The sequence below is a fragment of the Povalibacter sp. genome, from assembly GCF_036735925.1.
In the GTDB taxonomy this organism is placed as follows: Bacteria; Pseudomonadota; Gammaproteobacteria; order Steroidobacterales; family Steroidobacteraceae; genus Steroidobacter.
Map to the genome: position 1 here is coordinate 1 of NZ_DAINNK010000043.1, position 26,831 is coordinate 26,831.

A 26,831-nucleotide genomic window follows, 5' to 3' on the forward strand; every position below is an offset into this window, starting at 1 on the left:
TTCCGCCTCGTCGCGCACGCCGCCCAGCGACATGCGCACGAATTCGCGGCCTGTCGCCTTGGCGATCGAACGGCCAAGCGATGTCTTGCCCACGCCCGGCGGACCGACCAGGCACAGGATCGGGCCTTTCAGCGTCTTCACGCGTTGCTGGACGGCGAGGTACTCGACGATGCGCTCCTTCACCTTCTCCAGGCCGTAGTGATCCTCGTCCAGCACCTTCTCGGCGTTGCCGATGTCGTTCAGTACCTTGGTCTTCTTCTTCCACGGGCACTTCACCAGCCAGTCGACGTAGTTGCGGACCACGGTCGCCTCGGCCGACATCGGCGACATGAGCTTGAGCTTGTTGAGCTCTGACATGGCCTTGTCGCGCGCTTCCTTCGGCATGCCCGCCTTCTGGATGCGCTGTTCGAGTTCGGCGAGTTCGTTCGGCGCGTCCTCGATTTCGCCCAGTTCCTTCTGGATCGCCTTCATCTGCTCGTTGAGGTAGTACTCGCGCTGGCTCTTCTCCATCTGCTGTTTGACGCGGCCGCGGATGCGCTTCTCGATCTGCAGCACATCCATCTCGCCTTCGATCAGCGCCAGGATGTGTTCGAGCCGTTTGCGAACGTCGTGGATCTCCAGGACCTTCTGCTTCGCATCGAGCTTGAGCGACATGTGTGCAGCAACGGTGTCGGCGAGCCGACCCGGCTGTTCGATGCCCGCCAGCGAAGTGAGGATCTCGGGCGGCACCTTGCGGTTGAGCTTCACGTACTGCTCGAACTGCGAGATGACCGAGCGCGACAGCACATCGATCTCGCGCTCGTCGAACTGTTCGACATCTTTCAGCGAACTGATGTCGGCGGAGAAATACTGGTTGGCGTACAGCTTCTCGAGCTTGGCGCGCTCGATGCCTTCGACCAGCACCTTCACCGTGCCGTCGGGCAATTTGAGAAGCTGCAGGATCGTGGCGACCGTACCGAGGCGATAAAGATCCTGCGGACTCGGATCGTCCACGTCGGCCTGCTTCTGGGCGACCAGCAGGATCTGCTTGCCGGAGCGCATCGCCTGATCGAGGGCGAGGATGGATTTCTCGCGACCGACGAACAGCGGAATCACCATGTGCGGGTACACGACGACATCACGCAACGGCAGCACGGGGATGGCCGATGGCGTACCGGGCTGCTGCTCAACTTCGGGGGTGTCTGTGCTCACGCTCGTTACCTGGCAGATGAAGCGCTGGAAGCGCTGACGGATCGATCATCGGGGACCGACCGGGAATCTCAAGTGAAAATACCGGAAGCGGCTACCTGCTGCCAGCGGCATCCGCACGCAATTCGTCGGCGCATGTGCCGACATGGCTACGCGGTGGCGCAATGCAGGTGATGTCGCACACTGTCGAGTGATCACCGGCACAAATGAAAAGGGCGCCACGAGGGCGCCCCTTTAAGCCAATCCCTGAATGCGCGGTCAGTGATGATCGCTGCCGGTCGGCCGCCGTTCCTCGGCATTCGCCCGGGCATCATCGGAATTGCCGTAAACGATGTAAGGCTTGCTTTCGCCGCTGATGACGGATTCGTCGACGACGACCTTCTGTACGTTACGCAACGACGGCAGTTCGTACATGGTCTCGAGCAGCACATTCTCCAGAATGGTGCGCAGACCGCGCGCGCCCGTCTTGCGCTGCATCGCCTTGTTGGCCACGGCCTTGAGGGCGTCGATGCGGAACTCCAGTTCCACGCCTTCCATGTCGAACAGCTTGCGGTACTGCTTGCTGAGAGCGTTCTTCGGCTCGAGCAGGATCGATACCAGCGCGGCTTCGTCCAGTTCGTCGAGCGTCGCCACGACCGGCAGACGACCGACGAATTCCGGAATGAGACCGTAACGGATCAGATCTTCCGGCTCGACGTCATGGAACACGTCGCTGCCATGCGGCCGCTCCGACTGCTGACGCACGTCGGCGGTGAAGCCGATGCCCGTCTTCTGGGTGCGGTTCAGGATGATCTTTTCGAGACCTGCGAACGCACCGCCGCAGATGAACAGGATGTTGGTCGTATCGACCTGCAGGAATTCCTGCTGCGGGTGCTTGCGACCGCCCTGCGGGGGAACGGACGCGATCGTGCCTTCGATCAGCTTGAGCAACGCCTGCTGCACGCCTTCACCCGACACGTCGCGGGTGATCGACGGGTTGTCGGACTTGCGCGAAATCTTGTCGATTTCATCGATGTAGACGATGCCGGTCTGGGCCTTCTCCACATCGTAGTCGCACTTCTGCAGCAGCTTCTGGATGATGTTCTCGACGTCTTCGCCGACGTAGCCGGCTTCAGTCAGCGTCGTGGCATCGGCGATCGTGAACGGTACGTTCAGCAGCCGCGCCAGCGTCTCGGCCAGCAGCGTCTTGCCGCAGCCCGTCGGGCCGATCAGCAGGATGTTGCTCTTGGCGAGTTCGACTTCGTCCTTGGAGCGCTGCTCGGATGTCTTGGTCTGCAGGCGCTTGTAGTGGTTGTACACCGCCACCGACAGCACCTTCTTGGCGCGCGGCTGGCCGATCACGTATTCGTCGAGAACCTTCTTGATCTCGTGCGGACGCGGCAGCTTGTCGCGGGTGCGCTCGGCCTTCTCTTCGAGTTCCTCACGAATGATGTCGTTGCAGAGCTCTACGCATTCGTCGCAGACGAACACCGACGGGCCGGCAATGAGCTTGCGTACTTCATGCTGGCTCTTGCCGCAGAAGGAGCAGTAGAGAAGCTTGCCGTCGTCGTGTTTGCCGCGTGAGTCATCAGACATGAGTCACCCATCACATGGCCTGCTACAGGCCGTAAATTGCCGCGTTTTCGCGCATTTCAACGCGGTGCCCGGGCTATATAGCACGCGTCCCCATCAAGGCGCAAAGAAGCCCCTCCCGGGTCTGACAGAATGCACCGGGAGTCGGGAATACGCTGTCACTTCAATCATTTAGCCCCGACCGACGGGACCAGTTCGCGCTGTTCGAGCACGCGATCGATGAGCCCGTAGGCCGCGGCGGCCTCACCGCTCATGAAGTTGTCGCGATCAGTGTCCTTGGCGATCTTCTCGATGCTCTGACCCGTGTGCCTGGCCAGAATCTTGTTGAGGCGATTGCGGGTTTCCAGCACTTCGCGGGCATGGATGTCGATATCCGAAGCCTGGCCCTGGAAGCCGGCCAGCGGCTGGTGAATCATGATCCGCGAGTGCGGCAGCGAATAACGCTTGCCCTTGGTACCGCCCGACAGCAGCACCGCACCCATGCTGGCCGCCTGACCGATGCACATCGTGCTGACATCGCACTTGATGAACTGCATCGTGTCGTAGATCGACAGCCCGGCGCTGACCGAGCCGCCCGGCGAATTGATGTACAGCGCGATGTCCTTCTCGGGATTTTCGGATTCCAGGAACAGGAGCTGCGCCACGACCAGGTTGGCCATGTAGTCCTCGACCTGGCCGACGATGAAGATCACGCGCTCCTTCAGCAGGCGCGAGTAAATGTCGTAGGCGCGTTCGCCGCGAGCCGTCTGCTCGACCACCATCGGGACCAGATTCATAACCGGATTGGTTCTCACGCTCATGGGAATAGACCGTTTGCCGGGGACTCGCGGCTTAGTGTGCAGCAAAGCACGCGAGTCTGCTTACGCCGAAACGCTTGATTTTCGTTATGCGCCGAAATTCATCAGTTCCTTGAACGTCGACGGCTGGTCCGTCACCTTGGCGCGTTCGAGAACCCAGTCGATGACCTGATCTTCCAGCACGCCGGCTTCCATCTGGCGCCGGATCTGCGGATTGCTGCGATAGGTCTGCAGCGCCTTGTCCGGTTCGGGGAATTGCTGAACCAGCTCCTCGAAGCGTTCCATGACCTTGGCCTGATCGACCTTGATGTCGCCCTGCTTGATGGCTTCGTTGATCAGCAGACTGAGCGCAACGCGGCGACGCGCCGCCTCGGTGAACCCTTCGGCCGGCGGCAGCTGCGAGACATCCTTGGCGCCCATGCGACGACCGGCATCGAGCTGCAATTCACGAACCTGGTTATCGACCAGCGACTTCGGCAGATCGACCGGATTCGCCGCCAGCAGCGCATCCAGGACCTGCTTCTTCACCCGGCCGCGAACCGCATCCGCCAGTTCGCGACGCATGTTGTCTTCGACTTCCTGACGCAGGCGTTCGATGCCGCCCTCTTCCACGCCGTAGGTCTTGCAGAACTCGTCGTCCAGTTCGGGCAACTGCTGTTCTTCGACGCTGTGGATCTTGATCGCGAACTGCACTGGCTTGCCGGCGAGATCGGCGCCGCCGTAGTTCTGCGGAAAGGTCATGTCGATGACTTTCTCTTCGCCGGCCTTCACGCCCTTCAGGCCCGCTTCGAAGTCCGCGAGCATGCGGCCCGCGCCGAGCACGACCGGCACGTTCTCGCCAGCACCGCCTTCGAACGGCTTGCCGTCGATCGTGCCATTGAAGTCGATGGTGACGCGATCGGTGTCCTTCGATTCGCGCTCGACGGCGGCGAAGGTCGGACGCTGCTGGCGCAGATTCTCGATCATGGCATCGACATCGGCGGTCGTGACTTCCGCCGCAGGGCGCGACACTTCAATGGTGTCCAGTCCCTTCAGTTCGATCTGCGGAAAAATCTCGAAAATCGCGCGGTATTTCAGGTCGCCGCCCTTCTCGGTGCTGATCGGCTCGATGCGCGGACCGGTTGCCGGATTCAGGTTCTGCTGGCTCACGGCCTCGGCGAACGTCGACTGCACGACGTCGCCCACCACTTCCTGACGCACCTGCTGACCGAACTGCTGGCGCACGACATTGACCGGCACCTTGCCCGGACGGAAGCCCTTCAGACGCACGGTGCGGCTCAACGACTTCAGGCGCTCGTCGATCGCCTTCTCGACGCGCTCAGCCGGAACCTGCACTTCCATGCGGCGCTCCAGGGCGCCGGTTGTCTCTACCGAAACCTGCATTGATCAACGACCTCAAGTGATGACACGTCACGGCTTCACGCCGGTGGTGCGAAAGGAGGGACTCGAACCCTCACGGGGTTACCCACTGGAACCTAAATCCAGCGCGTCTACCAGTTCCGCCACTTTCGCGAAAACTGCAGTCCCAAGCCCTTGGCCCGAACCTGACCCAGCGGGCCAGCCCCGGCGGGGCGCGGAGTATAGCGGAAGGAGTGCCCGGAGGGACCCGCCGGATGGCGACGGGATTCTGTTCAGGAGAAGTTGGTGGGCCGTATAGGACTCGAACCTATAACCAACTGATTAAGAGTCAGCTGCTCTACCAATTGAGCTAACAGCCCACACCAAAAAAACGATAGTGGGGTGGACGATGGGACTCGAACCCACGACGGCCGGAATCACAATCCGGGGCTCTACCAACTGAGCTACGTCCACCATCGTCCAACCATCTTCCCGCCCGGCCACCCATCTTGAAGTGGCGCGCCCGGCAGGACTCGAACCTGCGACCCTCGGCTTAGAAGGCCGATGCTCTATCCAGCTGAGCTACGGGCGCAGTCCGAACCAGGCACTCGGCGATTGCGATGGTCGGGGCAGAGGGATTCGAACCCCCGACCCTCTGGTCCCAAACCAGATGCGCTACCAGACTGCGCCATGCCCCGCCAGATAGTCGCCACTCGCACGGGCCGCGAATCATACGCACGGGGTCCGGGAGCGTCAATTTGCGATTCGATGTCTCAGGGACTTATTTCAGGCACGCCGCCAGGTCGTCGAACCGTCGGGTTTGTCCTCGAGAACCACGCCGGCAGCGGCGAGTTCATCCCGGATCCGATCCGATTCCTTGAAGTTGCGTGCCTTGCGCGCCGCCTGGCGTGCCGCGATCAGTTGTTCGATTGCAGCATCGCCTCCCGGCGCCTCACTGCCTGCCGAAGCCGACTTGCGCAGGAAAGCATCCGGCGACGATTGCAGGACGCCGAGTACCGAACCCAGATGTCGCAACTCCGCCGCCAAGGTCGCGGCAACCTGCGGTGCGTTCGCGCGGGCGCGATTGATTTCGCCTGCCAGCGTCTGCAGCGCGGCGACGGCATCCGGCGTGTTGAAGTCGTCATCCATCGCAGCCTTGAAACGACGCGTCGCATCGCCCGGCTCATGATTGGCCGCAGGCTCGATATCGCGCAGCGCCGTGTACAGCCGGCTCAGTGCCGCATCGGCCTGCTCGATCTGCGTCAGCGAATAGTTGATCGGCCCGCGATAGTGGCTCGACAACAGAAAGAATCGCAGCACCTCCGGATCGCGCACGCGTCCCGAATTCAGCACGTCGCGGATCAGGAAGAAGTTGCCGACCGACTTCGCCATCTTTTCGTTGTCGACGTTCACGAAGCCGTTGTGCATCCAGTACGTCGCGAACCGGTCGCCGGTGGCGGCGCAGGACTGCGCGATCTCGTTCTCGTGATGCGGAAACTTGAGATCCAGTCCGCCACCGTGAATGTCGAAGCGCGTGCCGAGCAGATCGAGCGTCATCGCCGAGCATTCGATATGCCAGCCCGGCCGACCCTCGCCCCAGGGGGAAGGCCACGAAGGCTCACCCGGCTTGGCCTGTTTCCAGAGCACGAAATCCAGCGGATCGCGCTTGGCTTCGTCGATGGCCACGCGCGCGCCGGCACGCAGATCCCCCAGTTGCCGACCCGACAGCTGGCCGTATTCGGCGAACGCGGACACCGAATACATGACGTCGCCGTTCGTGGCGACGTAGGCGTAGTTCTTGTCGATGAGCGTACGCGTCATCGCGATGATGCTGGGGATGTGTCCGGTGGCCTTCGGTTCGAAGTCAGGGCGCAGGATGCCGAGGCGATCGTAGTCCTCGTGCATCGCATCGATGAATCGCTGCGTCAGCGTCTGCACGCTCTCGCGATTCTCCGCGGCACGCTTGATGATCTTGTCGTCGATGTCCGTGATGTTGCGGACGAACGTGACGCGATAGCCGCTGAACGCGAGATAGCGCCGCACGATGTCGAAAGCGATCTTGCTGCGCGCGTGACCGATGTGACAGTAGTCGTACACGGTATCGCCGCAGACATACATGCGCACGATGCCTGGCTCGAGCGGATGGAACTCCTCCTTGCGACCGGTGAGCGTATTGAAAAGCTGCAGCATCGTTCTCCTCAGCCGGCCAGGCGTCGCGCCTTCTCGAGTCGCGCGACGATTTCTTTTGTATCGATCAATGCCAGCAGCGGTCCCAGTTCCGGACCGTGCAATACGCCCGTGAGCGCGGCGCGCAGCGGCATGTACAACGCGGGGCCCTTCCTGCCGGTGCGCTCGCCGAGTTCGCGGGCGAACTGACGAAATTCCTTGCCGCCAGCGGCGAACAGTTCCGCCGCCGTCGCGAAGAAGTCAGGCCCTGCCTCCTGCATCTTTGCCAATGCCTCGGCGTCGGTTTCCGGCGTGCTGAACACGACGTCCACCCAGAGTTTCGCATCGGCCGGAAATTCGACGTTGTGGCGGATCGCCGCTGCGAACTGCGCCAGCCGCGAGGTTTCGACATCGGTCGGCAACTGACTGGAAATCCAGAGCAGGAAATCCTCCGGACTCAGGCGTGCAACGCCTTCCTTCTGCCAGTGACGCAGTTGCGCTTCGTCGAACTTGGCCGCCGCCCGGCCCAGCCGCTTCAGATCGAACTCGGCTTTCATCGCGGCTTCGTCCAGCCAGCCGTCGGTCGCGCAGGTGTGCCCGAGACGCACGAGGTGGTTGCGAACGGCGCCGGGCAAATAGCCGCGCTTGCGCAGATCGCGCAGGCTCAGATCGCCGTGTCGTTTCGAGAGCTTTGCACCGTCCATTCCCTGCAGCAGCGCGACGTGCGCATAGCGCGGTATGGGCAGGTCGAGCGCCTGCAGGATCAGCATCTGGCGCGGCGTATTGGTCAGGTGATCGTCCCCGCGCAGCACCAGCGTGATGCCCATCAGCGCGTCATCGATGGCGTTGGAGAAAAAGAAGGCGGTGCTGCCGTCGGCGCGGCGGATGATGAAATCGCCGATGTCGTCGGTGTTGAAGCGCTGCTCGCCATGCACCACGTCGTCGAAGGTGATGATCCGCGCCGGCGGCACGCGAAACCGGAGCGCCGCGGCCTTGCCCTTCACGAGCCGCTCCGCACGCTGCTCTTCCGTCAGGTTGCGGCAGGTACCCGCATAGCGCGGCGGCTTGCCAGCCGCGAGCAGCTGCTTGCGCGCAATGTTCAACTCCCCCGGCGTACAGAAGCAGGGATAGGTCAGGCCTGCGGCATCCAGCTTGCCCAGCCATTCTTCGTAGATCTGGCGGCGCTGCTGCTGCCGATAAGCGATATGCGGGCCGCCGATATCCGGGCCTTCATCCCAATCGAGCCCCAGCCAGTGCAGGTCCTGGAAGAGTTCGCGCATGAACTCCTCGGAACTGCGGGCCTCGTCCGTGTCTTCGACACGCAGGATGAACTGTCCGCCGGCATGGCGGGCTGCGAGGAAATTCAGCAGCGCCGTGCGCGCATTGCCCAGGTGCAGGTGCCCGGTCGGGGCCGGCGCAAATCTCGTGACTAGCGGAGTGAAGGACATTCTCTAGGATATTGGGGAGGCGGCCACCCTGGCCGCGCACGGCGGCATTCTATACACCCGCACCGCGGTCGTCCTCCCGCTTGGGCTAAGATCCGGACGTCAATTCGACGGCTGCCGCACATCACGATCATGCGCCGATACTGCCTGGCACTGCTCTTTGCCCTTTGCTGCGGGATTGGCGCAGCGAATGCCGAGAGTCCCTCCCTCGTCCGCGTGTACACCAACGCCGGAAGCTTCCTGGTCGAACTCGACAACGCGCGGGCTCCGCTGACCGTGGCGAACTTTCTGGAATACGTTCGCGCCGGCCACTACAACGGCACGATCTTTCACCGCGTCATCAGCGGTTTCGTCGCCCAGGGCGGCGGCTACGACGAGAAATTCCAGGAACGGCCCACCCGCGCCGGCATTCCCAACGAGTCCGGCAATGGCCTGTCGAATCGACGCGGCACCATCGGTATTGCGAGAACCGGCGACCCGCACAGCGCCAACGCGCAGTTCTACATCAACCTCGCCGACAACGCGGCGCTCGACCCGCAGCCGAGTCGCTGGGGCTACGCGGTCTTCGGCAAGATCATCGAAGGCATGAGCGTGGTCGATGAGATCGGCGTCGTCGCCACGGGTGCCGGTGGTCCGTTCGACAAGGACGTGCCAATGAAGCCGGTGGTGATCGAGAAGATCGAAGAACTCAAATGAAGACGCGATCGCCTCGCTGAACTCATTTCCAGCCTGCCCCGTGACCACCCTCTTCATTTCCGATCTGCATCTCGACGGCTCGCGGCCCGACATCACGGATCAGTTCCTGTCGTTTCTCGATCGGGAAGCTGCACAGGCGGAAGCGCTGTACATCCTCGGCGATCTGTTCGAGGCCTGGATCGGCGATGACGATCCGGATCCCGACAAGCGGCGCATCGTCGCGGCGATGAAGAAACTGACGGGCAGCGGCGTGCCCTGCTTCGTCATGCACGGCAACCGCGATTTTCTGCTCGGCAAGCGCTTCTGCGCCGACAGCGGCACGCGACTCATCGACGACGGCACCGTGGTCGATCTGTACGGGCGTCGGGTGCTGCTGCTGCACGGCGACACGCTGTGCACCGACGATCCTGCGTATCAGCGCCTGCGGCGCATCGTGCGCAACCCGTTCGTGCAATTCGTCCTGCGCAATCTGACCCTGCGGCAGCGGCAACGACTCGCCGGGAAAATGCGCGCTGGCAGCAAGGCGCACATCGACGCCATGGACAAGGCCGCGCCCTCCATCATGGACGTGAATCACGACGCCGTTGCCGCAACGTTCCGCTGCTTCGGCGTCGACTGCATGATTCACGGACACACGCATCGTCCCGCGGTCCATCGACTGACGGTGGATGGTCACGAAGCGACGCGCATCGTGCTCGGCGACTGGTACGAGCAGGGCAGCGTGCTGCGCTGGAGCTCGACAGGATTTGAACTCGCCGGACTGGCGAGGCGCTGAATCAGAACGCCGGCTCGCCCGAGTGGAACCGGAACTGCGGATCCGGCGACGTCGCGAGTTCGGCCTCCACTTCCGCCAGCACAAGCAATCGCGCCTGCCAGTCTTCGCCGCCTGTGCGCTGCTCGGCGAGACGCAGGTAGAGACTGCGGTGCCGCGCCTCGGATTGCGCGAGCCCTGCATAGAAGCCTGCGATCGGATCCGGCAGCACCGGCACGAGTCCTTCGAAACGCTCGCACGAGCGCGCCTCGATCAATGCCCCGCACAGCAGCAGGTCCAGCAACCGTTGCGGCTCGTTTGCACGCACGGTCTTGCGCAGACCTTCGGCATAGCGGGAAGGCTTGAGGCGCGCGAACGGCACGCCCAGCTCGCGCATGCATTTCTGGACGTGTTCGAAGTGCCGCAATTCTTCGCGCGCGAGACGCGACAGGCGATCCGTCAGTGCGAAGTCTTCGGGATACGTGAAGATGAGACTGAGCGCCGTCGAGGCCGCCTTCTTTTCGCAGCTGGCGTGATCGACCAGCAATTCGCCCCAACGCTCGCGCGCCACCTCGAACCAGCGCGCGGGCGTCGCCGCGAGGAGCACGGATCTGTCTTCGGCGACGGCGGCAACGGCATTCACGGCGGTTATCCTTCCGCCTGCAGCTGACGCACGCAAGCCAGCAATTCGCCGGCCGATGCGAAGCGGTCCGTCCTGTCCTTCGCCAGCAGGCGATTGAGGATCGACTGGTAGCGGGTCAGCGGTCCTTCGAGCAATGGAATCGGCGCGTTGCCGTGCATGTACAACACCGCCATCGGGTTCGCCGCGAGATACGGTTTCCGCCGCATCAGCATCTCGTAAAAGATCACGCCCAGGCTGTACAGATCGCTGCGCTCATCGAGTTCCTGGCCGTGTCCCTGTTCCGGACTCATGTAGTACGGCGTGCCGAAAATTTCGCCGGTGCCGGTCATGTCGACGTCGAGCGAGACCTGCTTGGCGAGGCCAAAGTCGATCAGCGCGATCGAGCCGTCCGCGCGCATCATGATGTTCCCGGGCTTGAGGTCGCGATGCAGGACGCCGACTTCATGCACGACCTGCAGCGCGCCCGCCATCTGGCCGAGATAAGCCAGTGCTTCCGCCGGTCGCAGCACACTCGCGATGTGGCCGCGCAGATCGCCGAGCGGAAAATGCTCCATGGCGATGTAGGCATGATCGTCGGCGATGCCGAGATCGTAGATGCGCACCACGTTCGGATGGCGGATGCGCGAGATCAGTTCGTATTCCTGCAGGAAGCGCGCGAACTGCGCCTGCGGATCGCGTGCTTCGGGCGCATCCCGCAGCACCTTGAGCACGACCATGTCGCCGGCGCGCTCGCTTTCCGCCAGGTACACCATCGAAGTACCGCCCACGGCGATCTCGCGGACGAAGCGATGTCCGCGGATCGTCACCGGGCCGAACGTCGAACTGGCGCGCGCCTGCGCACTCATCCGCTGCAGTGAAATCTGCTGACGCCGGCGTTGCACCGCGTCGCGCAGTGCCGAGGCCAGTCGTCGATGATCGATTCGTTCGCGTACGAGTACGTCGATGACGCCGCGCTCCAGTATGCGTTTCGCCAGCGCCGGCTCATCGCCAGGCGCGAGATACACGATCGGAGGAAACGCCTCGCGCCGCAGCAGATTCTCGAGCCATTCCTCGCCGCGTCCGCGCTCGACGCGATCGTCGAGGATGACGACGTCATAGCCGAGCGCAGTGAACGCGGCGTGGAATCGACCGGACACCGTCGGCGCGTGCACGCGACATTCGGCATCGGGCCAGACGACAGTGGCGTGGTGTTCGAGCGCGCGCCCGAGTTCGGTGTGATCGGTGATGATCAGCAGCCGCGGCGTCGACTGCGACTGGGTGGTCGGCGAGGTCCTGCCGGCGGCTGACGGTACTCCAGATGACACGGAGTCCCCTCCTCCGCCGGACGCGTCAGACCGCGCGGATGGCCTTGAGCGAATGCCGGCTGACCTGCCGGCGCTTTTCTTTGGCCTGATCCGAACGCTCGGCCTGCAGGCGATCCAGATACGCCGGCGTGATGTCGCCGGTCACGTACTCGCCGGAGAAGCACGACGTATCGAACTGATGCACCTCGGAGTCGTGATGCTGGCAGGCGTGCACGAGATCGCCGAGGTCCTGATAGATGAGCCGGTCGGCGCCGATGATGTCTGCGACTTCATCTTCCGAGCGTCCCGCAGCCACCAGTTCGGCCGCCGCCGGCATGTCGATGCCATAGACGTTCGGGAAGCGCACCGGCGGCGCCGCCGATGCGAAGTACACGCGACGGGCGCCGGCTTCGCGCGCCAGATCGATGATCTGCGCCGAGGTCGTGCCGCGCACGATGGAATCGTCGATCAGCAGCACGTTCTTGCCGCGGAACTCGAGGTCGATGACATTGAGCTTCGAGCGTACCGACTTCGCGCGCTGCTCCTGGCCCGGCATGATGAACGTGCGGCCGATGTAGCGGTTCTTGACGAAGCCTTCGCGATACTTGATGCCGAGCAGTTGCGATACCTGCACCGCCGCCGTGCGGCTCGTGTCCGGAATCGGAATGACGACGTCGATGTCGTGATCCGGCCAGACGCGACGGATTTTTTCCGCGAGCAGATCGCCCATGCGCAGGCGCGCCTTGTGCACGGAGATGTTGTCGATGATGGAATCCGGCCGCGCGAAATAGACGTATTCGAAGATGCAGGGCGTTGTGGTGCCCGCGGCCACGCACTGCTGCGAATAGAAGCGGCCCTGTTCGTCGATGAACACGGCTTCGCCAGGCGCGATGTCGCGCACGCGTGCGAAACCGAGCATGTCGAGCGCCACGCTTTCGGAAGCGAGCATGTATTCCGGGCCCTGCGCCGACTCGCGCTTGCCGAGCACCAGCGGGCGAATGCCATGCGGATCGCGGAAGCCGACCAGTCCGTGGCCGACGATCATCGCAACGACGGCGAAACCGCCGCGACAACGACGATAAACGGCGGTCAGCGCGGCAAAGATGTCCGCGGCAGACGCACGCGGCGCGCCTGCGTTCGACAGCTCGCTGGCGAGCACGTTGAGCAGGACTTCAGAATCGGAACTGGTGTTGAGGTGACGGCGATCTTCGCGGACGAGGACTTCCGCCAGTTCGGACGCATTCGTCAGGTTGCCGTTGTGACCGAGACAGATGCCGTACGGCGAATTGACGAAGAACGGTTGCGCTTCGGAAGCGCTGTCGCAGCCGGCGGTCGGATAACGGACATGGCCGATGCCGATATTGCCCTTCAGCGCCAGCATGTGGCGGTGCTGAAAGACATCGCGGACCAGGCCATTCTGCTTGCGCAGGAACAGTTCGCCCTCGTGGGCGGTCATGATGCCGGCGGCGTCCTGGCCGCGGTGCTGCAACACGGTCAGCGCGTCATAGATCTGCTGGTTGACGGGCGAGTGGCCGACGATACCGACGATTCCGCACATGGGATCAGGCCCTCGATGACGACGCCGCGGACGGGAAATGGGGGATCAGCGCCTGCTCTTCAAGCAGCCGCATGCCGGTTTCGGCAAACGCCTCAATCCAGGCAGAGAATTCGACGGCGTAAGGCATCAGCACGGAGCGCTTCCACCATTTCACCTCGTCCATCTGGGCGAACTGCGCCAGCAGGATGAGCGCGGCGATCACGACCGCGCCGCGCAGCAGGCCGAACAGCATGCCCAGCAGACGATCGACCACGATACTGAGGCCCGAATGCCGCAACAGGTATCCGAGGATACCGGCCACCATCCAGCCCAGCAGGACGACGCAGACGACGATAAGTGTCCGCGCTGCCCAGGTACGCACGGGCGGTTCGGACAGCGCACCGCCGAGGAAAGGTTCGACCAGCGACGCGTAGCGCCACGCCAGCCACAGGCCGCCGAGCCAGGCCAGCAGGCCGATCGACTCGCGAACGAAGCCGCGATACATGCCCAGCAGCATGGAAACCGCGAGCACGCCCAGAATGAGATAGTCAGCGCCGTTCATGGACGGTGCGTCACCGGTGGATCGTCGTTGGTAAGCGGGAGTCGATGAACGGATCGCTGTGACATTCGCGGCGGCTCGAGGACTCGGTTCGTCGCATCTGTTGCAGTGCGCGAAGTCTACCAGCGGGCTTTACGGACTTGCCATGCGCCCGATGCTTGTTTGCTCCGGTGAACACTTTGCGTCACGGATGCTTGACAACGGTGGCCGCCGGAACGTTGCCTTTGACCTTGCCGAGCACGCGAGTCGCGTCATCGCGATCCGCCATCGGCCCGATACGCACTCTATACAGCGTGCCGGTCGCGGATTTGACCGGCATCACAAAAGCTTCGTATCCCTCGCCGCGCAGCTTGCCCGCCATGCTGTCGGCGGTGGCGCGGCTGGAAAAGCTGCCGAGCTGCACGGCCCAGCCGGCGCCTGCGGGCTTGTTGTCCGGGATCGCGCTTCGCGCCGGCGTCGGCTCGGGCGCGACGGGTTTTGTCGTCGCAGGTCGCCCGGCGGGCGGAGCCGTCGCTCCGACGGGAGGTGGGGATTGGCGTTCGGGCGCTGCAGTCGACGCGGCCGATTCAGGGATTGCCTGAGTGCCTGGCGTCGAAGTCGCTTCCGCGATCGTCTCAGGAGGCGGCGCCGTTTCCGGCGGCGGCGCACTCGTCGTCAGTGATTCGGGTCCGGAGGCAGCAGATTGCGGCGGTGACCGGTTGAGATCGATGGTGTAGGTCTTCAGCGGCGTCTCGCCGGCCGACGTCGCGGCGGTCGGTTTCTCATCCGCTACCTCGCCACGTCCGGAAAGCATTTCCGGAATCAGGATGACTGCTGCCGCGACCAGTACCGCCGCACCGATGAGCCGTTCTTTTACGTGACGTTCCACGGGCGCAAAGTATAAACATCCGCAACGGGCGTTGCGCCGCTGTCTGCAACGCCGCGTTCAGCCGCCCTCGCCTTCCAGCCACTGCAGCGCCGCGGCGACGGTCAGGAACGAACCGAACACGACGATCCGATCGGCGGCTGCAGCCAGCGATGCGGCGGTCGCGCATGCTTGCGACACGTTGTCGGTAGTCGCAAAGACATTCGCTCCGCATTGGCGCAGGCGCTCGCCGAGATCGGCGGCACGGATGGAGCGTTCGCTGCCCAATCCGGCTGCGATCCAGACATCGATGCTCGAGGTCAGCGTGCGGCAGATGCCTTCGATGTCCTTGTCGCCGAGGATGCCGCACACGGCGATCGTGCGCCCCTTCGTCGCAGGGGTCGCAAGTTGCGAGGCAAGAACCCGCGCCGCGGCCGGGTTGTGTGCGACATCGAGAATCCATTCGTGATCTCTGCGGATGCGCTGGAATCGCCCGGTGATCTGCACCTTGCGCAATCCTCGCTCGATCGCATCCCGGGATACGGGCAGGCGTTCCGCCAGAGCCTCCAGCACAGTCAGTACCGCAGCCGCGTTGTCGAACTGGATGTCGCCGACCAGCGCCGGTGCCGGCAGGTCATCGAGACGGCCGTGCACACCCTGCCACGACCAGCGAGTGCCTGAACGGCGTACCTGATAATCGCGGCCGTGGCACAGCAGCTTCGTACCGAGCGCATCGGCCACCGACTGGATCGACGCCGGCATGGCGCCCGAACCGAAGATCGCCGTCTGTCCGGCACGGAAGATGCCCGCCTTCTCCCGTCCGATCGATTCGACGTCGGGTCCCAGCCATTCGCAATGATCGAGATCGATGGAGGTGATCAGCGCCACGTCCGCATCGACGGCATTCGCCGCATCCAGCCGCCCGCCCAGGCCGACCTCGAGCACCAGCGCATCGAGGCCGGCGGTTTCGAATACCAGCAGCGCGGCGAGCGCATTGAACTCGAAATACGTCAGCGTGTCCGCACCGCGCACCGCATCGATCCGTTCGAATGCCGCGATCAGCGATGCGTCGGAGACTTCGCGGTCCGCGATCATGATGCGCTCGTTGTAGCGCAGCAGATGCGGCGAAGTGAATGTGCCGACCCGGTACCCCGCCTCGCCCAGGATGCGGTTGAGCAGGGCCACGCTCGACCCCTTGCCATTGGTTCCCGCCACGGTGATGACGGGACAGGCGGGCCGACGCCAGCCCAGGCGCTGCAGCGTGCGGTTGAGCCGCTCGAGTCCCAGATCGATCGCGTTCGGATGCAGCGTCTGCTGCCACGCGAGCCAGTCGGTCAGCGTCGTGAAGCGCATGGCAGTGAAATCGGATCGCGCTGATCCGATCGTGTACTCAGGAAGGTGTCGGCAGCGTCTTGTTGGTGAACATCGCCAGCAGGCCGGCGATCCGGTCACGCATGTCGCGGCGATCGACGATCATGTCGAGCGCGCCGTGCTCGAGCAGGAATTCACTGCGCTGGAATCCTTCCGGCAGGGTCTCGCGCACGGTCTGCTGGATCACGCGTGCGCCGGCGAAACCGATGAGAGCCTTGGGTTCGCCGATGTTCACGTCGCCCAGCATCGCCAGACTGGCGGACACGCCGCCCGTGGTCGGATCCGTCATCACGGAAATATAGGGAATGCGTTCGCGCGCCATGCGCGCAAGCACCGCACTGGTCTTGGCCATCTGCAGCAGCGACAGCAGCGCCTCCTGCATGCGCGCACCGCCGCTCGCGCTGAAGCAGATCAGCGGCACGCGATGTTCGAGGCAGTATTCCGCCGCACGCACGAAGCGCTCACCGACCACCGAACCCATGGAGCCGCCCATGAACTGGAACTCGAAGGCGCACGCCACCAGCGGCAGTCCGTGCACCGTGCCGGCCATGACGATCAGTGCATCCGTTTCTTCCGTGCTCTTCTGCGCCTGCAAGAGTCGATCGCGATACTTCTTGCTGTCGCGGAACTTGAGCGGATCTTCCGGCTCGACGTTGTCGGCGAATTCGGCGAAGGAATCCGGATCGAGAAAGTGTTCGAGACGTTCGCGGGCACCGATGCGCATGTGGTGCGAACACTTCGGGCACACGTGCAGGTTGCGCTCGAGTTCCGCGCGGTACAGCACGGCATCGCAGGCCGCACATTTCATCCACAGACCTTCCGGCACCGAACGCGTACGGCGTTCGGTCTTGATCCGCGAAGGCATGATTTTTTCGAACCAGGTCATCGGAAGCTTGTTCCCTCAGGGCGCCGGGGGCCCGCAAGAGGCGGCATCTATACTTGGTCTGGGCGAGACGGGCAAGGGAAGCCCAGGAGGTCGCCCGCGACGCTCGGCAGGCCGAGGATTCCTTCGTACTGGATGGCCGCCAGATACAGTCCGTCGGGCGGCGCCGTGATCCCTGCGACGCGGCGATCCCGCGCCGCGAGCACGTCAGCGACCCATTCGACCGGTTGGTCGCCCTTTCCCACTGCGATCAAGGTGCCGGCGATGTTGCGCACCATGTGATGCAGAAAGGCATTGGCCGTCACGTCGAGACAGAGCAGTTCGTCCTGTCGGCGGACCTGTATCCGTTGCAGGCGCCGCGTCGGCGAGCGCGACTGGCATTCGGCCGCACGGAACGAGGAGAAATCGTGTTCGCCGACCAGTTGCTGCGCGGCCGCGTGCATGCGTTCGTGATCGAGCGGATCGCGCACCCACGTGACGTTGCCGGCGCGCAGCGCAGGGCGCACCGGCCGATTGAGAATCAGGTAGCGATAGCTGCGCGCCATCGCGCTGTAGCGCGCGTGAAAGGAGTCAGGGACCTCGCGCGCCCATAGCGCGCTGACCTGCGTCGGCAGGTTGGTATTGGTGCCGAGCACCCAGTTGCGTTCGGAACGGACGGACGGCGAATCGAAATGGACGACCTGGATCGCCGCGTGAACCCCGGCATCGGTTCGTCCCGCCGCGGTGACTTCGACAGGATGATCGGCAACGACGGCGACGGCCGCTTCGACGGCCGACTGGATCCCGCGCGCATGAGACTGCGACTGCCAGCCGGCAAAGGTGCTGCCGTCGTATTCGAGTCCGAGAGCGATGCGAGGCATCGCTCCGCTATCGGATCGAATCCAGCAGACGCTGCGCTTCCTGCTTCTGGTTGGACGTCCCTTCCTGCAGCACTTCTTCGAGAATGCTGCGGGCACCGTCCGGATCGCCCATGTCCATGTAGGCGCGGGCCAAGTCGAGCTTCGTCCCCACTTCACTCATCGTGACCGGTTCGAGTTCCGACAATTCCATTTCGGTCGTGATGACCTGCTTGTTGGTCGGCGCATGATCGTCGGCACCGAGCGCTTCGCCCACGTCCAGATCAATCTTCTGGAATTCGCTGGTGCGATCGGCGAAGACGTCGTCGGAGAACTTGTCCACGTCCGCAACCGGCTGGCGCAGCGTGTCGCCGCCGAGGGCAGATTCGCCGAAGCTGTCCAGGTCCACGTCGAGATCCGGCGTGCCCCTGGCGATCTGCGTCTTCATCTGCGCCGTGCTGTCGATATCCATCCGCGGCTGCTCGACGGTATCGCCGCCGCCCAGATCGACCTGATCGATGTACACGGTGCCCGTGCTCTCGATGTCGAACTTCTCGACGCGCGGCGCTTCCATCGTGCGATCGAGACTGCCGAGCGATGGCGCCAGCTGCGTCATCTCGTCGTCGCGCAACGCCTGGCCGTGCGGTTCGTCGTCCTCGGGAATGTCCTTCTCGAGCGACGCGGTCTGCTCGAGCGCGCCGGTGGTTTCCAGCGAATCGACATCGAGTCCCAGATCGTCGAGCGACAGCTCCGCCGTCTGCTCGGCGCGGCCCGACAGCTGCTCATCGAGCTTGTCGCGCACCGTCTGCGCCGACCGGTCGAGCATCGGCGATTCGATCGTCGGCGTTTCCTGCGTGCGTGCCAGCGGATCGATCTCGCGGGTCGGCTCGTCGTCGCGTTCAGGTTGCGGCTCGTCGAGCAGGAAATCCAGATCGGAACTGCCCCCGGCGGCTTTGCGTTCGCCGCTGCCGAATTCCATGTCGAGCGCATTGCCCGCATCGGCTTCGGGTTCGGCAAACAGATCCAGATCGACGCGGTTCTCGCCGCCTTCCAGATTCACGTCGACCAGGTCGACGCGGCCGGCGCTGCCGTCGGCCTTGAACATCGGATCTTCCGCAGCGATCTGGCGCCCCATGATGGCGACCTTGTCCCACTCGCCCGCGGCCTCCTGGTCGCGCGTGGCGTGCAGCTCGCGTGCCGTGTCGAGGAACAGATCGCGATTGCCCCAGACGAAGTAGATCTCGAGCAGCTTCAGCTTGAGATCGCGACGCTCGGGTTCGCGCTCGATGGCGATCTTCACCAGATCGGCGGCCTGGTCGTAGAGACCGTAGGCCATGTGGAAATCGGCTTCCGCCAGCGCATCCTGCTGATCGAAGCGCACCGACGTTTCGCTGCTGAGCGTGTCGTCGACGGGCTTGGGCTCGGCGATCGCGACCGGTGCCGCCGCAGGACGCACCGCAGTGTCCTTGCGGACAGACGTCACGGGTGCGGGCTCATCCTCGAAGTCGGCCAGCGGCTCGTCGGCGATATCGTCATCGACGCTGAACACGTCCGCACGGCTGCGGGACGCAGTCGCAGCCGCTCGCGCGGGCTCGTTGAAACGGGGTTCGAATGCGGCTGGCGCAAAGGCATCCAGATCCGGTCCTTCGTTCGCTTCGCGGCGACGCTTCAGGAACATGAAGATGAGACCAATGACCAGCAGCAGGCCGGCAACGATCGGAACCCAGAAGAATTCGCCGATGCGATCGATCAGCGACGGGGCCGGCGCTTCGACGGGCTGCGGCTGCGGACGGACAGGCCGCGTGGCTTGCGCCGGCTCCTCAGCCGGGGCAGGCGCCGCTTCCGTCGGCGTCTCGGCGGCCGGTGCTTGCTCAACCGGTGTTTCAGGCTGTGCGGCCGGAGGCGTTTCCGACACGCCCTGCTGCACGTCCGACAGACCGGGGCTGGCGACCTGGAGTCGCTTGTCTTCGGCAGCCGGCGTCGTTGCCGATCCGGTACCTGCAGATGCCGCCGGCGTCTGCTCGGCAGCAGGTGCAACGGGCACTGCGGGCGCCGCCGGCTCTTCCGGCGTCACCAGGCGCAGGCGCGTGGATTCATCTTCGGAGGCCGTACGGAACGAACTGCTCCAGGCTTCCTGTTGCTGGGCCACTTCGGCCGAGGCTTCCGAACGCGAAATGGATTCGATCTCGGCAAGGTCCGGGACGCGCAGCACGCTGCCGGCCTTGAGGCGATTGATGTTGCCGGCGAAGGCTTCGGGATTCGCGCGGAACAGCGCGATCATCGTCTGGTTCTGTGCGCCGGCCGATGCGCTCGGATTCACCTGGCGTGCGATGCGCGACAGCGTGTCGTTGCGCTGGACTTCGTACGTGCCGCCGACGGCTGCCGGTGCGGACACGGGTGCGGTGGGCTCTTCCTGCGTCACCGACTCGGGCGCCGGGACGGGACGCGTCGGTTCGGCAGGCGCGCGTTCGATGCGACCTTCGGTGCGCGCACCGGATTCCGGCGCAGTCACCGGGCGATTCTGTTCGGGCTGCGACGGCATGAAGACCGGCGGATCGAGCAGCACGGTGTATTCGCGCAGCAGCCGGCCGCGGCCCCAGCTCGCTTCCACCAGGATCGTGACGAACGGTTCGGTGACCGAGCGGTTCGACGTGACCTTGATCGTCACCTGGCCGTCGCGCGTGCGGCTGACGGCGAAATCGAAATTGGACAGGTAGGCGGGGCGATCGATGCCGTAACGCGCGAACATCTCATTGCTCGCGAGCGTCACCTTGAGCTCGGCCAGTTCCTCGCGGGTCGGCGCGATGACTTCGATGTCGGCATCGAAAGGCTGGTTGAGTGCCGAGTTGAGCCGGATTTCGCCCAGGCCGAGCGCATACAGCGCCGTAGGGGACAGCATGGCGCCCGTCAGCAGCAGGCGCGGCAAATATCTTCTCATCAGCTCTCCCGACCGTGTCCTGGGCATCCCTAGTTTCTGCCGGCTGGTTACTTAGTTATGTAATGGGATCGGCGCGACACTTTCTTGGATCAAAAGCTCATGTGCTTCATGACCTTGCGCGCGCAAATATAGCTTACAGGTAATCTTTTACCAAAATCTCGGCGATCTGGACGCTATTTAAAGCAGCTCCCTTGCGAACGTTATCGGACACAATCCACAAATTCAGACCCCGATCGTGGCTGATGTCCTCCCGGATTCTGCCAACGTAGACTGGGTCCGTTCCGGCCCCTTCGGTGACTGGTGTGGGATAGCCGCCCGGCTGCCTTTCATCCAGTACGACAACCCCCGGCGCCCGCGACAGCAGTTCCCTGGCATCGGCCGCGGACAGCTTGCGACGGGTTTCGATATGCACCGCTTCCGAGTGGCCGACATAGACCGGCACGCGGACCGCGGTGGCATTCACGCGAATGGACTTGTCCTCGAAGATCTTCTGGGTTTCCCAGAACATCTTCATTTCTTCCTTGGTGTAGCCGTTGTCCAGGAACACGTCGATCTGCGGCACGCAGTTGAAGGCGATCTGCTTGGCGATGACCTTCGCCGTGGCCTTCTCGCCTTTTGCCAGCGCCGCCGTCTGGGTGCTCAGCTCGTCCATCGCCTTCTGACCGCCGCCGGAGACGGACTGGTAGGTCGCGACGTTGATGCGTTCGATCTGGGCCGCGTCGTGCAGCGGCTTCAATGCCACCAGCATCTGCATGGTCGAGCAGTTCGGGTTGGCGATGATGTTGTGCCGGCGATAGCCCGCGATGGCATGCGGATTCACTTCGGTCACGACCAGCGGGATGTCGTCCTGGTAACGGAACTGCGAGGTGTTGTCGACCACGACGCAGCCAGCCGCGCCGGCCCGCACCGCATGCACTTTCGAGACGCTGGCGCCGGCCGAGAAAAGACCCACCTGGGCCTTTGAAAAATCGAATGTTTCGACGTCGAGCACGGGCACGTCGGCACCGTTGAAACGGATGCTCTTGCCGACCGAGCGCGCGCTGGCCAGCGGGTAGAGCTTGTCGACCGGAAACCTGCGTTGCTCGAGGATCGACAACATGGTCTGGCCGACAAGGCCGGTCGCACCGAGAACGGCGACGTTCCAACTTCTGCTCATGGCGCCCGTGAATTCCTGAACTGCCTGGGACTGATCTGATCGAGGCTCGTGCCGCGCAAGCCGAGCACGGCGCAAATCGTGGCGAACACTACAATAATGGCCGCGGTGACATAAGATGCTCGCGCTGAAACTGCTGCCCAGATCACACCGGCCAGCAGGCTCCCGGCCAGCCCTCCCCCGCCATAAGCGACGCTGCTGAACAACGACTGTCCCGTGCTCTGCAACGCCGGCGGGAATTCGCGATGCGCCGTCAGCACGATCGCAAAGTGCAGTACCGCGAAACTCAGGCAGTGCAGCAGCTGCGAGGCGGCCAGCAGCACGGGATGCGCGACGAACCACGCGACGACCATCCAGCGCACGGCCGTACCCGCCGCTGCCGCAATGAACAGCGTGCGGATCGAAAAGCGCGTCAGCAGCGACTGCCCCATCGCAAAGACGGCGACCTCGGCCAGCACGCCGAGCGCCCACAACAGGCCGATGGTCGATTTGTCGTAGTGGTTCGTCTCAAGCCAGATCGAGAAAAAGGCGTAGTACGCGCCGCTGCTCATGACCACGAGCGTGGCAACGACGAGTGCGGCGACGACGCCGCGCGAACGCACGATCGAGCCCAGTTCCCGCAGCGAGATGCGATCCGCCGTCGTCGCCATCGGCGGGACCGTCAACGTCATGAGAAAGGCACCGATCATCGGCGGCAGCGCGAGCCACGGCACCCATCGATAGCCCGCCTGGTCGAGAATGAATCCGCCGACGGACGTCACGACGATGAAACCGACCGACCCCCACAGTCGCAGCCGTCCATAGCGATGCGATTGCGTGCCGAGATGATGCAGGGCATGCGAGTCGAACAGCGGAATGACGGCATTCCAGAATGCGCCGAACAACAGGCTGAGCAGGCCGAACGACAGCAGGCCCGATTGCAACGGGAACAGGGCAAAACACACGACGGCCAGCGCCGCCGATATCTGCAGCACGCGCGTCGGGCGTTTCGTGGCGTCGGCGATCCAGCCCAGCATCAGCGGTACGACGGCGCGAGCCGCCGACACCAGTGCAATCAGCAACCCGATTTCGACCGGTCCGAAACCGCGCAGCGCCAAGTACGGACTCCAGAACGGCGCGAATATCCCGACGGCGCCGAAGTACATGAAGTACCCGGCGGCGAGACGCAGCGAATCGGAGTTCACTCGTGCGCGGGAATGATCGGCGTGGCGGAGACGACGTCGCCGTTCTGCGCACGATGCCGCAGATAGTGGTCCATCAGGACCAGCGCCAGCATCGCCTCGGCGATCGGCGTGGCGCGCAGGCCGACGCAGGGATCGTGACGGCCGGTCGTGATCACGTCGGTCACATGGCCGTCGAGATCGATGGTCTGGCCGGGAATGGTGATGCTCGACGTCGGCTTCAGCGCAATGCTGACGACGATGTCCTGGCCCGAGGAAATGCCGCCCAGCACGCCGCCGGCATTGTTCGAACGAAACCCTCGCGGCGTGAGTTCGTCGCGATGCTGCGAACCGCGCTGCTCGACCGACGCGAAGCCCGCGCCGATCTCGACGCCCTTCACCGCGTTGATGCTCATCATCGCGTAGGCGATGTCGGCATCGAGGCGATCGAACACCGGTTCGCCCAGTCCCACCGGCACGCCGGTGGCGATCACGGTCACGCGCGCGCCGACGGAATCGCCGTCGCGACGCAGGGCGATCATGTAGTTCTCCAGCTCTTCGAGCCGCGACGGATCGGGGGAGAAGAACGGATTGTCGTAGGCCGCCTCGATGTTCTTCGGTTCGAGCTCGAGCGGACCGAGCTGCGCGAGATAGCCGCGGATGTTCAGCGACAGCCGCTGTCTGAGGTACTTGCGCGCAATGGCACCGGCGGCCACCCGCATCACCGTTTCGCGCGCCGAGGAACGACCGCCGCCGCGATAGTCGCGGAAGCCGTATTTCTGCTGGTACGTGTAGTCGGCGTGGCCGGGACGGAAGCGATCCTTGATCTTTTCGTAGTCGCGCGAACGCTGGTCTTCGTTGTGGATCAAGAGGCCGATGGGCGTACCGGTCGTGCGACCTTCGAACACGCCGGAGAGGATCTGCACGCGATCGGGTTCCTGGCGCTGACTGGTGTGGCGCGACGTGCCCGTTCGGCGTAAATCCACGAACGGCTGGATGTCAGCCTCCGACAATTCCAACCCCGGCGGACAGCCATCGACGATGCAGCCGAGCGCAGGCCCGTGGCTCTCGCCGAAGGTCGTGACGGTGAACAGTGTGCCTAACGTGTTGCCGGACATGTGATGGGTGACAGGCTGCTGGCTACTGGCCGCTGGCCGGAAAAGAACGGGGTCGGGATTCTAGCGTCATCGACGCTGCGACAGCGGCTTGAGTTGATCGGCAGTGAGAAGAAACACACCGCCCCCGCCCCGCTCGAACTCCAGCCAGGTGAACGGCACGCGCGGAAAGGCATCGACCAGTGCGTGCTCGGAATTGCCGACTTCGGCGATCAGGATGCCGTGCGGCTCGAGATGATCGACCGCCTGCGCCAGGATGCGCCGGACGATATCCAGGCCGTCATCGCCGCCATACAGGCCGAGCCGGGGTTCGCGCTGATACTCGTCGGGCAGTCCCGCCAGTTCTTCGCTGCCGACATAGGGCGGATTCGTCACGATCACGTCGTAGCGGCGACCCGCGACGCCGTCGAAAACATCCGAGCGCACCGCACGCACGCGGTCGACCACGTGATGGCGCTCGATGTTGATCTTCGTGACGGCCAGGGCATCGTCCGAAATATCCGCGGCATCGACCTGGGCCTGCGGCAACGCCAGTGCCGCCGCGATGGCAATGCAACCCGATCCCGTGCCGATGTCCAGCACCGAACGGATGCGGTCGGCATCGATCCACGGCTCGAAACCCGCTTCGATCAGTTCCGCGATGGGCGAGCGCGGCACCAGCACGCGCTCGTCGACATAGAACTCATGCCCCGCGAACCACATGCGATGCGTCAGATACGCGACCGGCACGCGCTCGCGGATGCGACGCTCGAACAGCTGCAGCACTTCCTCGCGCTGCCGCGAACTCAGTTCGCGCGCATAGACCTTGGGCGCATCCTCATGCGACAGACCCGCCCCGAAAAACACCAGTTCGGCCGCCTCGTCGACGGCATTGTCGGTGCCATGGCCGAACCACACGTCCGCCATCGAGAACTGGCTGGCGCCATGACGGATCAGGTCTTCGACGGTGCGGAGTTGCGGGGCGTTGGGCATGTGAGATCGGACGTGGCAGATTTCGGGGCAGAGATCCTGGGCGGTACCGTGCAATAATCCGCGGCCTCGAATTTCCGGGCGAACATCGCCGTTCTCCAGCAATGTCCCGCAAGCAATCCATCGCCATCGCCGCTGTCGTCGCCATTGTAGCCATTGCCAGCGGCATGCTGCTGGCGCGCTCGGTCCTGAATCCGCGCGGCGGTGCCCAGCTCGGGCTGGCGCAGGCGACCGCACTCGAACCGGCGCGCGCCCTGCCGACCTTCAAACTCATCGATCAGAGCGGCGGCGCCTTCGATGCCGCACGATTGCAGAATCGCTGGAGCCTGCTGTTTTTCGGCTTCACGCACTGCCCCGACGTGTGCCCGACCACCCTCGGCGTGCTGGCGCAGACCGAAAAGCTGCTCGCGGACCTGCCGGAATCCCGGCGACCGCAGATCGTGCTGGTCTCGGTCGATCCAAAACGCGACACACCGGAGCAACTCGCGTCTTACGTGAAGTTCTTCAGCCCCTCGTTCACCGGCGTCACCGGCACGCAGGATGACATCGACGCATTCACCCGTGCGCTCGGCGTTCCCGTCGCCACCAGCCCGCTGCCGAACGGCGACTACACCGTCGATCACTCCGCCGCGCTGTTCCTGGTGAATCCCGCCGGACAGCTGCGTGCACTGTTCTCCGGCCCGCACACCGCCGCCGTCATCGCAGACGACTATCGTCGCATCGTCGAGGCCGGCTGATCCCTGCATGACCGAACGCATTCCCGATTCCGACACCCCCGCGACGCTCGGCGACCGGCTTTTCGCCGGACTGCAGTACGTCCTGCCGAAACATCTGCTCTCACGCCTGATCTATGCCGTCATGCGCTCGGAGTCGCCGACGGTGCGGCGGCTCATCATCGCGAACTTCCTGCGCGGCTATGAAGTGAACATGGCGGAAGCAGCGCAGTCCGATCCGTTCGCCTATCGCAGCTTCAACGATTTTTTCACGCGCGCACTGCGTCCCGGCGCGCGGCCCATCGATGCCGCGAACGACTCCATCGTCAGTCCCGTCGACGGCACGCTCAGCCAGCGCGGCCCGATCACCCACGGCAAGCTGCTGCAGGCCAAGGGGCACGACTACACGCTGCACGAACTGCTGGGCTCCGACCCGGGCGCCGCGCAGGCCTATCTCGATGGCACCTTCGCCTGCATCTATCTCGCGCCCTACAACTATCACCGCATCCACATGCCGGTCGCGGGCAAGGCGCTCAGCACCGTGTACGTTCCCGGCGATCTGTTCAGCGTGAATGCCGCGACCGCGCGCACCGTGCCGCGACTCTTCGCGCGCAACGAGCGCGTCATCTGCGAATTCGACACCGATTTCGGCCGGATGGCGCTGATCCTGGTCGGCGCGCTGTTCGTCGGCAGCATGGAGACCGTGCATTGCGGCGAGATCAATCCACCGCCGCGCCGGCGCAAGTCGCCCATCGTCATCGATCGCGGTGTCGGACGAACCTTCGCCAAGGGCGAGGAACTCGGGCGCTTCAACATGGGCTCGACGGTCGTGCTGCTGTTCCAGAAAGACCGGATGCGCTGGGAAACCTCGCTG

General features: G+C 64.0%; 23 protein-coding genes and 5 tRNA genes. 4 read left to right on the plus strand and 24 right to left on the minus strand.

All coding sequences use genetic code 11. The features are described from left to right. From V7D81_RS13815 to gltX, 11 genes are all read right to left on the minus strand, one after another. Positions 1-1,191 (minus strand): LON peptidase substrate-binding domain-containing protein (locus V7D81_RS13815; RefSeq protein ID WP_349257660.1); only part of this gene is annotated, 1,191 nt, incomplete at its 3' end. Positions 1,192-1,446: 255 nt separating this feature from the next. Further along, positions 1,447-2,763 carry an ATP-dependent Clp protease ATP-binding subunit ClpX gene (gene clpX / locus V7D81_RS13820; protein ID WP_324317208.1) on the minus strand — a complete coding sequence of 439 codons (1,317 nt, stop codon included), beginning with the start codon at positions 2,761-2,763 and terminating at the stop codon, positions 1,447-1,449. 164 nt (positions 2,764-2,927) lie between these two features. Next, a complete protein-coding gene (clpP, locus tag V7D81_RS13825) occupies positions 2,928-3,560 on the minus strand; it encodes an ATP-dependent Clp endopeptidase proteolytic subunit ClpP (protein ID WP_324317210.1) in 633 nt (210 codons plus the stop codon). An 84-nt stretch (positions 3,561-3,644) separates the two neighbouring features. Next, on the minus strand, positions 3,645-4,940 hold the full coding sequence (gene tig, locus V7D81_RS13830) for a trigger factor (RefSeq protein ID WP_324317211.1): 1,296 nt from the start codon (positions 4,938-4,940) through the stop codon (positions 3,645-3,647). A 44-nt stretch (positions 4,941-4,984) separates the two neighbouring features. Further along, positions 4,985-5,069, minus strand: a tRNA-Leu gene (locus V7D81_RS13835). A gap of 130 nt (positions 5,070-5,199) precedes the next feature. Beyond that, positions 5,200-5,275, minus strand: a tRNA-Lys gene (locus tag V7D81_RS13840). An 18-nt stretch (positions 5,276-5,293) separates the two neighbouring features. Next, a tRNA-His gene (locus tag V7D81_RS13845) sits at positions 5,294-5,369 on the minus strand. 41 nt (positions 5,370-5,410) lie between these two features. After that, positions 5,411-5,487, minus strand: a tRNA-Arg gene (locus tag V7D81_RS13850). Positions 5,488-5,516: 29 nt separating this feature from the next. After that, positions 5,517-5,593 (minus strand) — tRNA-Pro (locus tag V7D81_RS13855). 88 nt (positions 5,594-5,681) lie between these two features. Continuing rightward, positions 5,682-7,085, minus strand: a complete 1,404-nt coding sequence (cysS, locus tag V7D81_RS13860; protein ID WP_324317213.1) for a cysteine--tRNA ligase — start codon at positions 7,083-7,085, stop codon at positions 5,682-5,684. A gap of 8 nt (positions 7,086-7,093) precedes the next feature. Continuing rightward, positions 7,094-8,509, minus strand: a complete 1,416-nt coding sequence (gltX, locus tag V7D81_RS13865) for a glutamate--tRNA ligase (RefSeq protein ID WP_324317214.1) — start codon at positions 8,507-8,509, stop codon at positions 7,094-7,096. A gap of 129 nt (positions 8,510-8,638) precedes the next feature. On the opposite strand from gltX, the gene V7D81_RS13870 reads away from it, so the two are divergent. Next, positions 8,639-9,202 (plus strand): peptidylprolyl isomerase, encoded by a 564-nt coding sequence (locus V7D81_RS13870; RefSeq protein WP_324317216.1) that lies wholly within the window; start codon positions 8,639-8,641, stop codon positions 9,200-9,202. A gap of 40 nt (positions 9,203-9,242) precedes the next feature. Continuing rightward, positions 9,243-9,977 (plus strand): UDP-2,3-diacylglucosamine diphosphatase, encoded by a 735-nt coding sequence (gene lpxH, locus V7D81_RS13875; RefSeq protein ID WP_324317218.1) that lies wholly within the window; start codon positions 9,243-9,245, stop codon positions 9,975-9,977. Position 9,978: 1 nt separating this feature from the next. Here the strand turns inward: lpxH and V7D81_RS13880 are convergent, their stop codons facing one another. The 13 genes from V7D81_RS13880 to prmB form a co-directional block, all read right to left on the minus strand. After that, positions 9,979-10,596: a tRNA-(ms[2]io[6]A)-hydroxylase gene (locus V7D81_RS13880; protein ID WP_324317220.1), complete on the minus strand. Its 618-nt coding sequence runs from the start codon at positions 10,594-10,596 to the stop codon at positions 9,979-9,981. A 5-nt stretch (positions 10,597-10,601) separates the two neighbouring features. Further along, entirely contained in the window at positions 10,602-11,900 is a 1,299-nt protein-coding gene (locus tag V7D81_RS13885) for a protein kinase domain-containing protein (RefSeq protein WP_324317222.1), read from the minus strand. 25 nt (positions 11,901-11,925) lie between these two features. Beyond that, positions 11,926-13,437, minus strand: coding sequence for an amidophosphoribosyltransferase (gene purF, locus V7D81_RS13890; protein WP_324317224.1), 1,512 nt, complete (start codon positions 13,435-13,437; stop codon positions 11,926-11,928). Between the two features lie 4 nt (positions 13,438-13,441). Then, entirely contained in the window at positions 13,442-13,978 is a 537-nt protein-coding gene (locus V7D81_RS13895; RefSeq protein WP_324317226.1) for a CvpA family protein, read from the minus strand. 181 nt (positions 13,979-14,159) lie between these two features. After that, complete coding sequence (locus V7D81_RS13900; RefSeq protein WP_324317229.1) at positions 14,160-14,843, minus strand: SPOR domain-containing protein; 684 nt, start codon at positions 14,841-14,843, stop codon at positions 14,160-14,162. Positions 14,844-14,900: 57 nt separating this feature from the next. Then, positions 14,901-16,172 (minus strand): bifunctional tetrahydrofolate synthase/dihydrofolate synthase, encoded by a 1,272-nt coding sequence (gene folC / locus V7D81_RS13905; protein ID WP_324317231.1) that lies wholly within the window; start codon positions 16,170-16,172, stop codon positions 14,901-14,903. A gap of 37 nt (positions 16,173-16,209) precedes the next feature. Further along, positions 16,210-17,076, minus strand: a complete 867-nt coding sequence (accD, locus tag V7D81_RS13910; RefSeq protein ID WP_324317233.1) for an acetyl-CoA carboxylase, carboxyltransferase subunit beta — start codon at positions 17,074-17,076, stop codon at positions 16,210-16,212. Positions 17,077-17,123: 47 nt separating this feature from the next. Further along, positions 17,124-17,933 carry a tRNA pseudouridine(38-40) synthase TruA gene (gene truA, locus V7D81_RS13915; protein WP_324317235.1) on the minus strand — a complete coding sequence of 270 codons (810 nt, stop codon included), beginning with the start codon at positions 17,931-17,933 and terminating at the stop codon, positions 17,124-17,126. Between the two features lie 7 nt (positions 17,934-17,940). Further along, positions 17,941-20,847: a FimV/HubP family polar landmark protein gene (locus tag V7D81_RS13920; RefSeq protein WP_324317237.1), complete on the minus strand. Its 2,907-nt coding sequence runs from the start codon at positions 20,845-20,847 to the stop codon at positions 17,941-17,943. A gap of 133 nt (positions 20,848-20,980) precedes the next feature. Further along, positions 20,981-22,003: an aspartate-semialdehyde dehydrogenase gene (locus V7D81_RS13925; RefSeq protein WP_324317239.1), complete on the minus strand. Its 1,023-nt coding sequence runs from the start codon at positions 22,001-22,003 to the stop codon at positions 20,981-20,983. Then, positions 22,000-23,184 (minus strand): MFS transporter, encoded by a 1,185-nt coding sequence (locus tag V7D81_RS13930; RefSeq protein WP_324317241.1) that lies wholly within the window; start codon positions 23,182-23,184, stop codon positions 22,000-22,002. Before V7D81_RS13930 ends, V7D81_RS13925 begins: the two co-directional genes overlap by 4 nt. Further along, positions 23,181-24,278, minus strand: a complete 1,098-nt coding sequence (gene aroC, locus V7D81_RS13935) for a chorismate synthase (RefSeq protein WP_324317243.1) — start codon at positions 24,276-24,278, stop codon at positions 23,181-23,183. The genes V7D81_RS13930 and aroC overlap by 4 nt, the downstream gene beginning before the upstream one ends. 66 nt (positions 24,279-24,344) lie before the next feature. Then, complete coding sequence (gene prmB / locus V7D81_RS13940) at positions 24,345-25,247, minus strand: 50S ribosomal protein L3 N(5)-glutamine methyltransferase (RefSeq protein WP_324317245.1); 903 nt, start codon at positions 25,245-25,247, stop codon at positions 24,345-24,347. Positions 25,248-25,348: 101 nt separating this feature from the next. On the opposite strand from prmB, the gene V7D81_RS13945 reads away from it, so the two are divergent. Further along, entirely contained in the window at positions 25,349-25,981 is a 633-nt protein-coding gene (locus V7D81_RS13945) for an SCO family protein (protein ID WP_324317247.1), read from the plus strand. A gap of 7 nt (positions 25,982-25,988) precedes the next feature. Then, positions 25,989-26,831 (plus strand): archaetidylserine decarboxylase (gene asd / locus V7D81_RS13950; protein WP_324317249.1); only part of this gene is annotated, 843 nt, incomplete at its 3' end.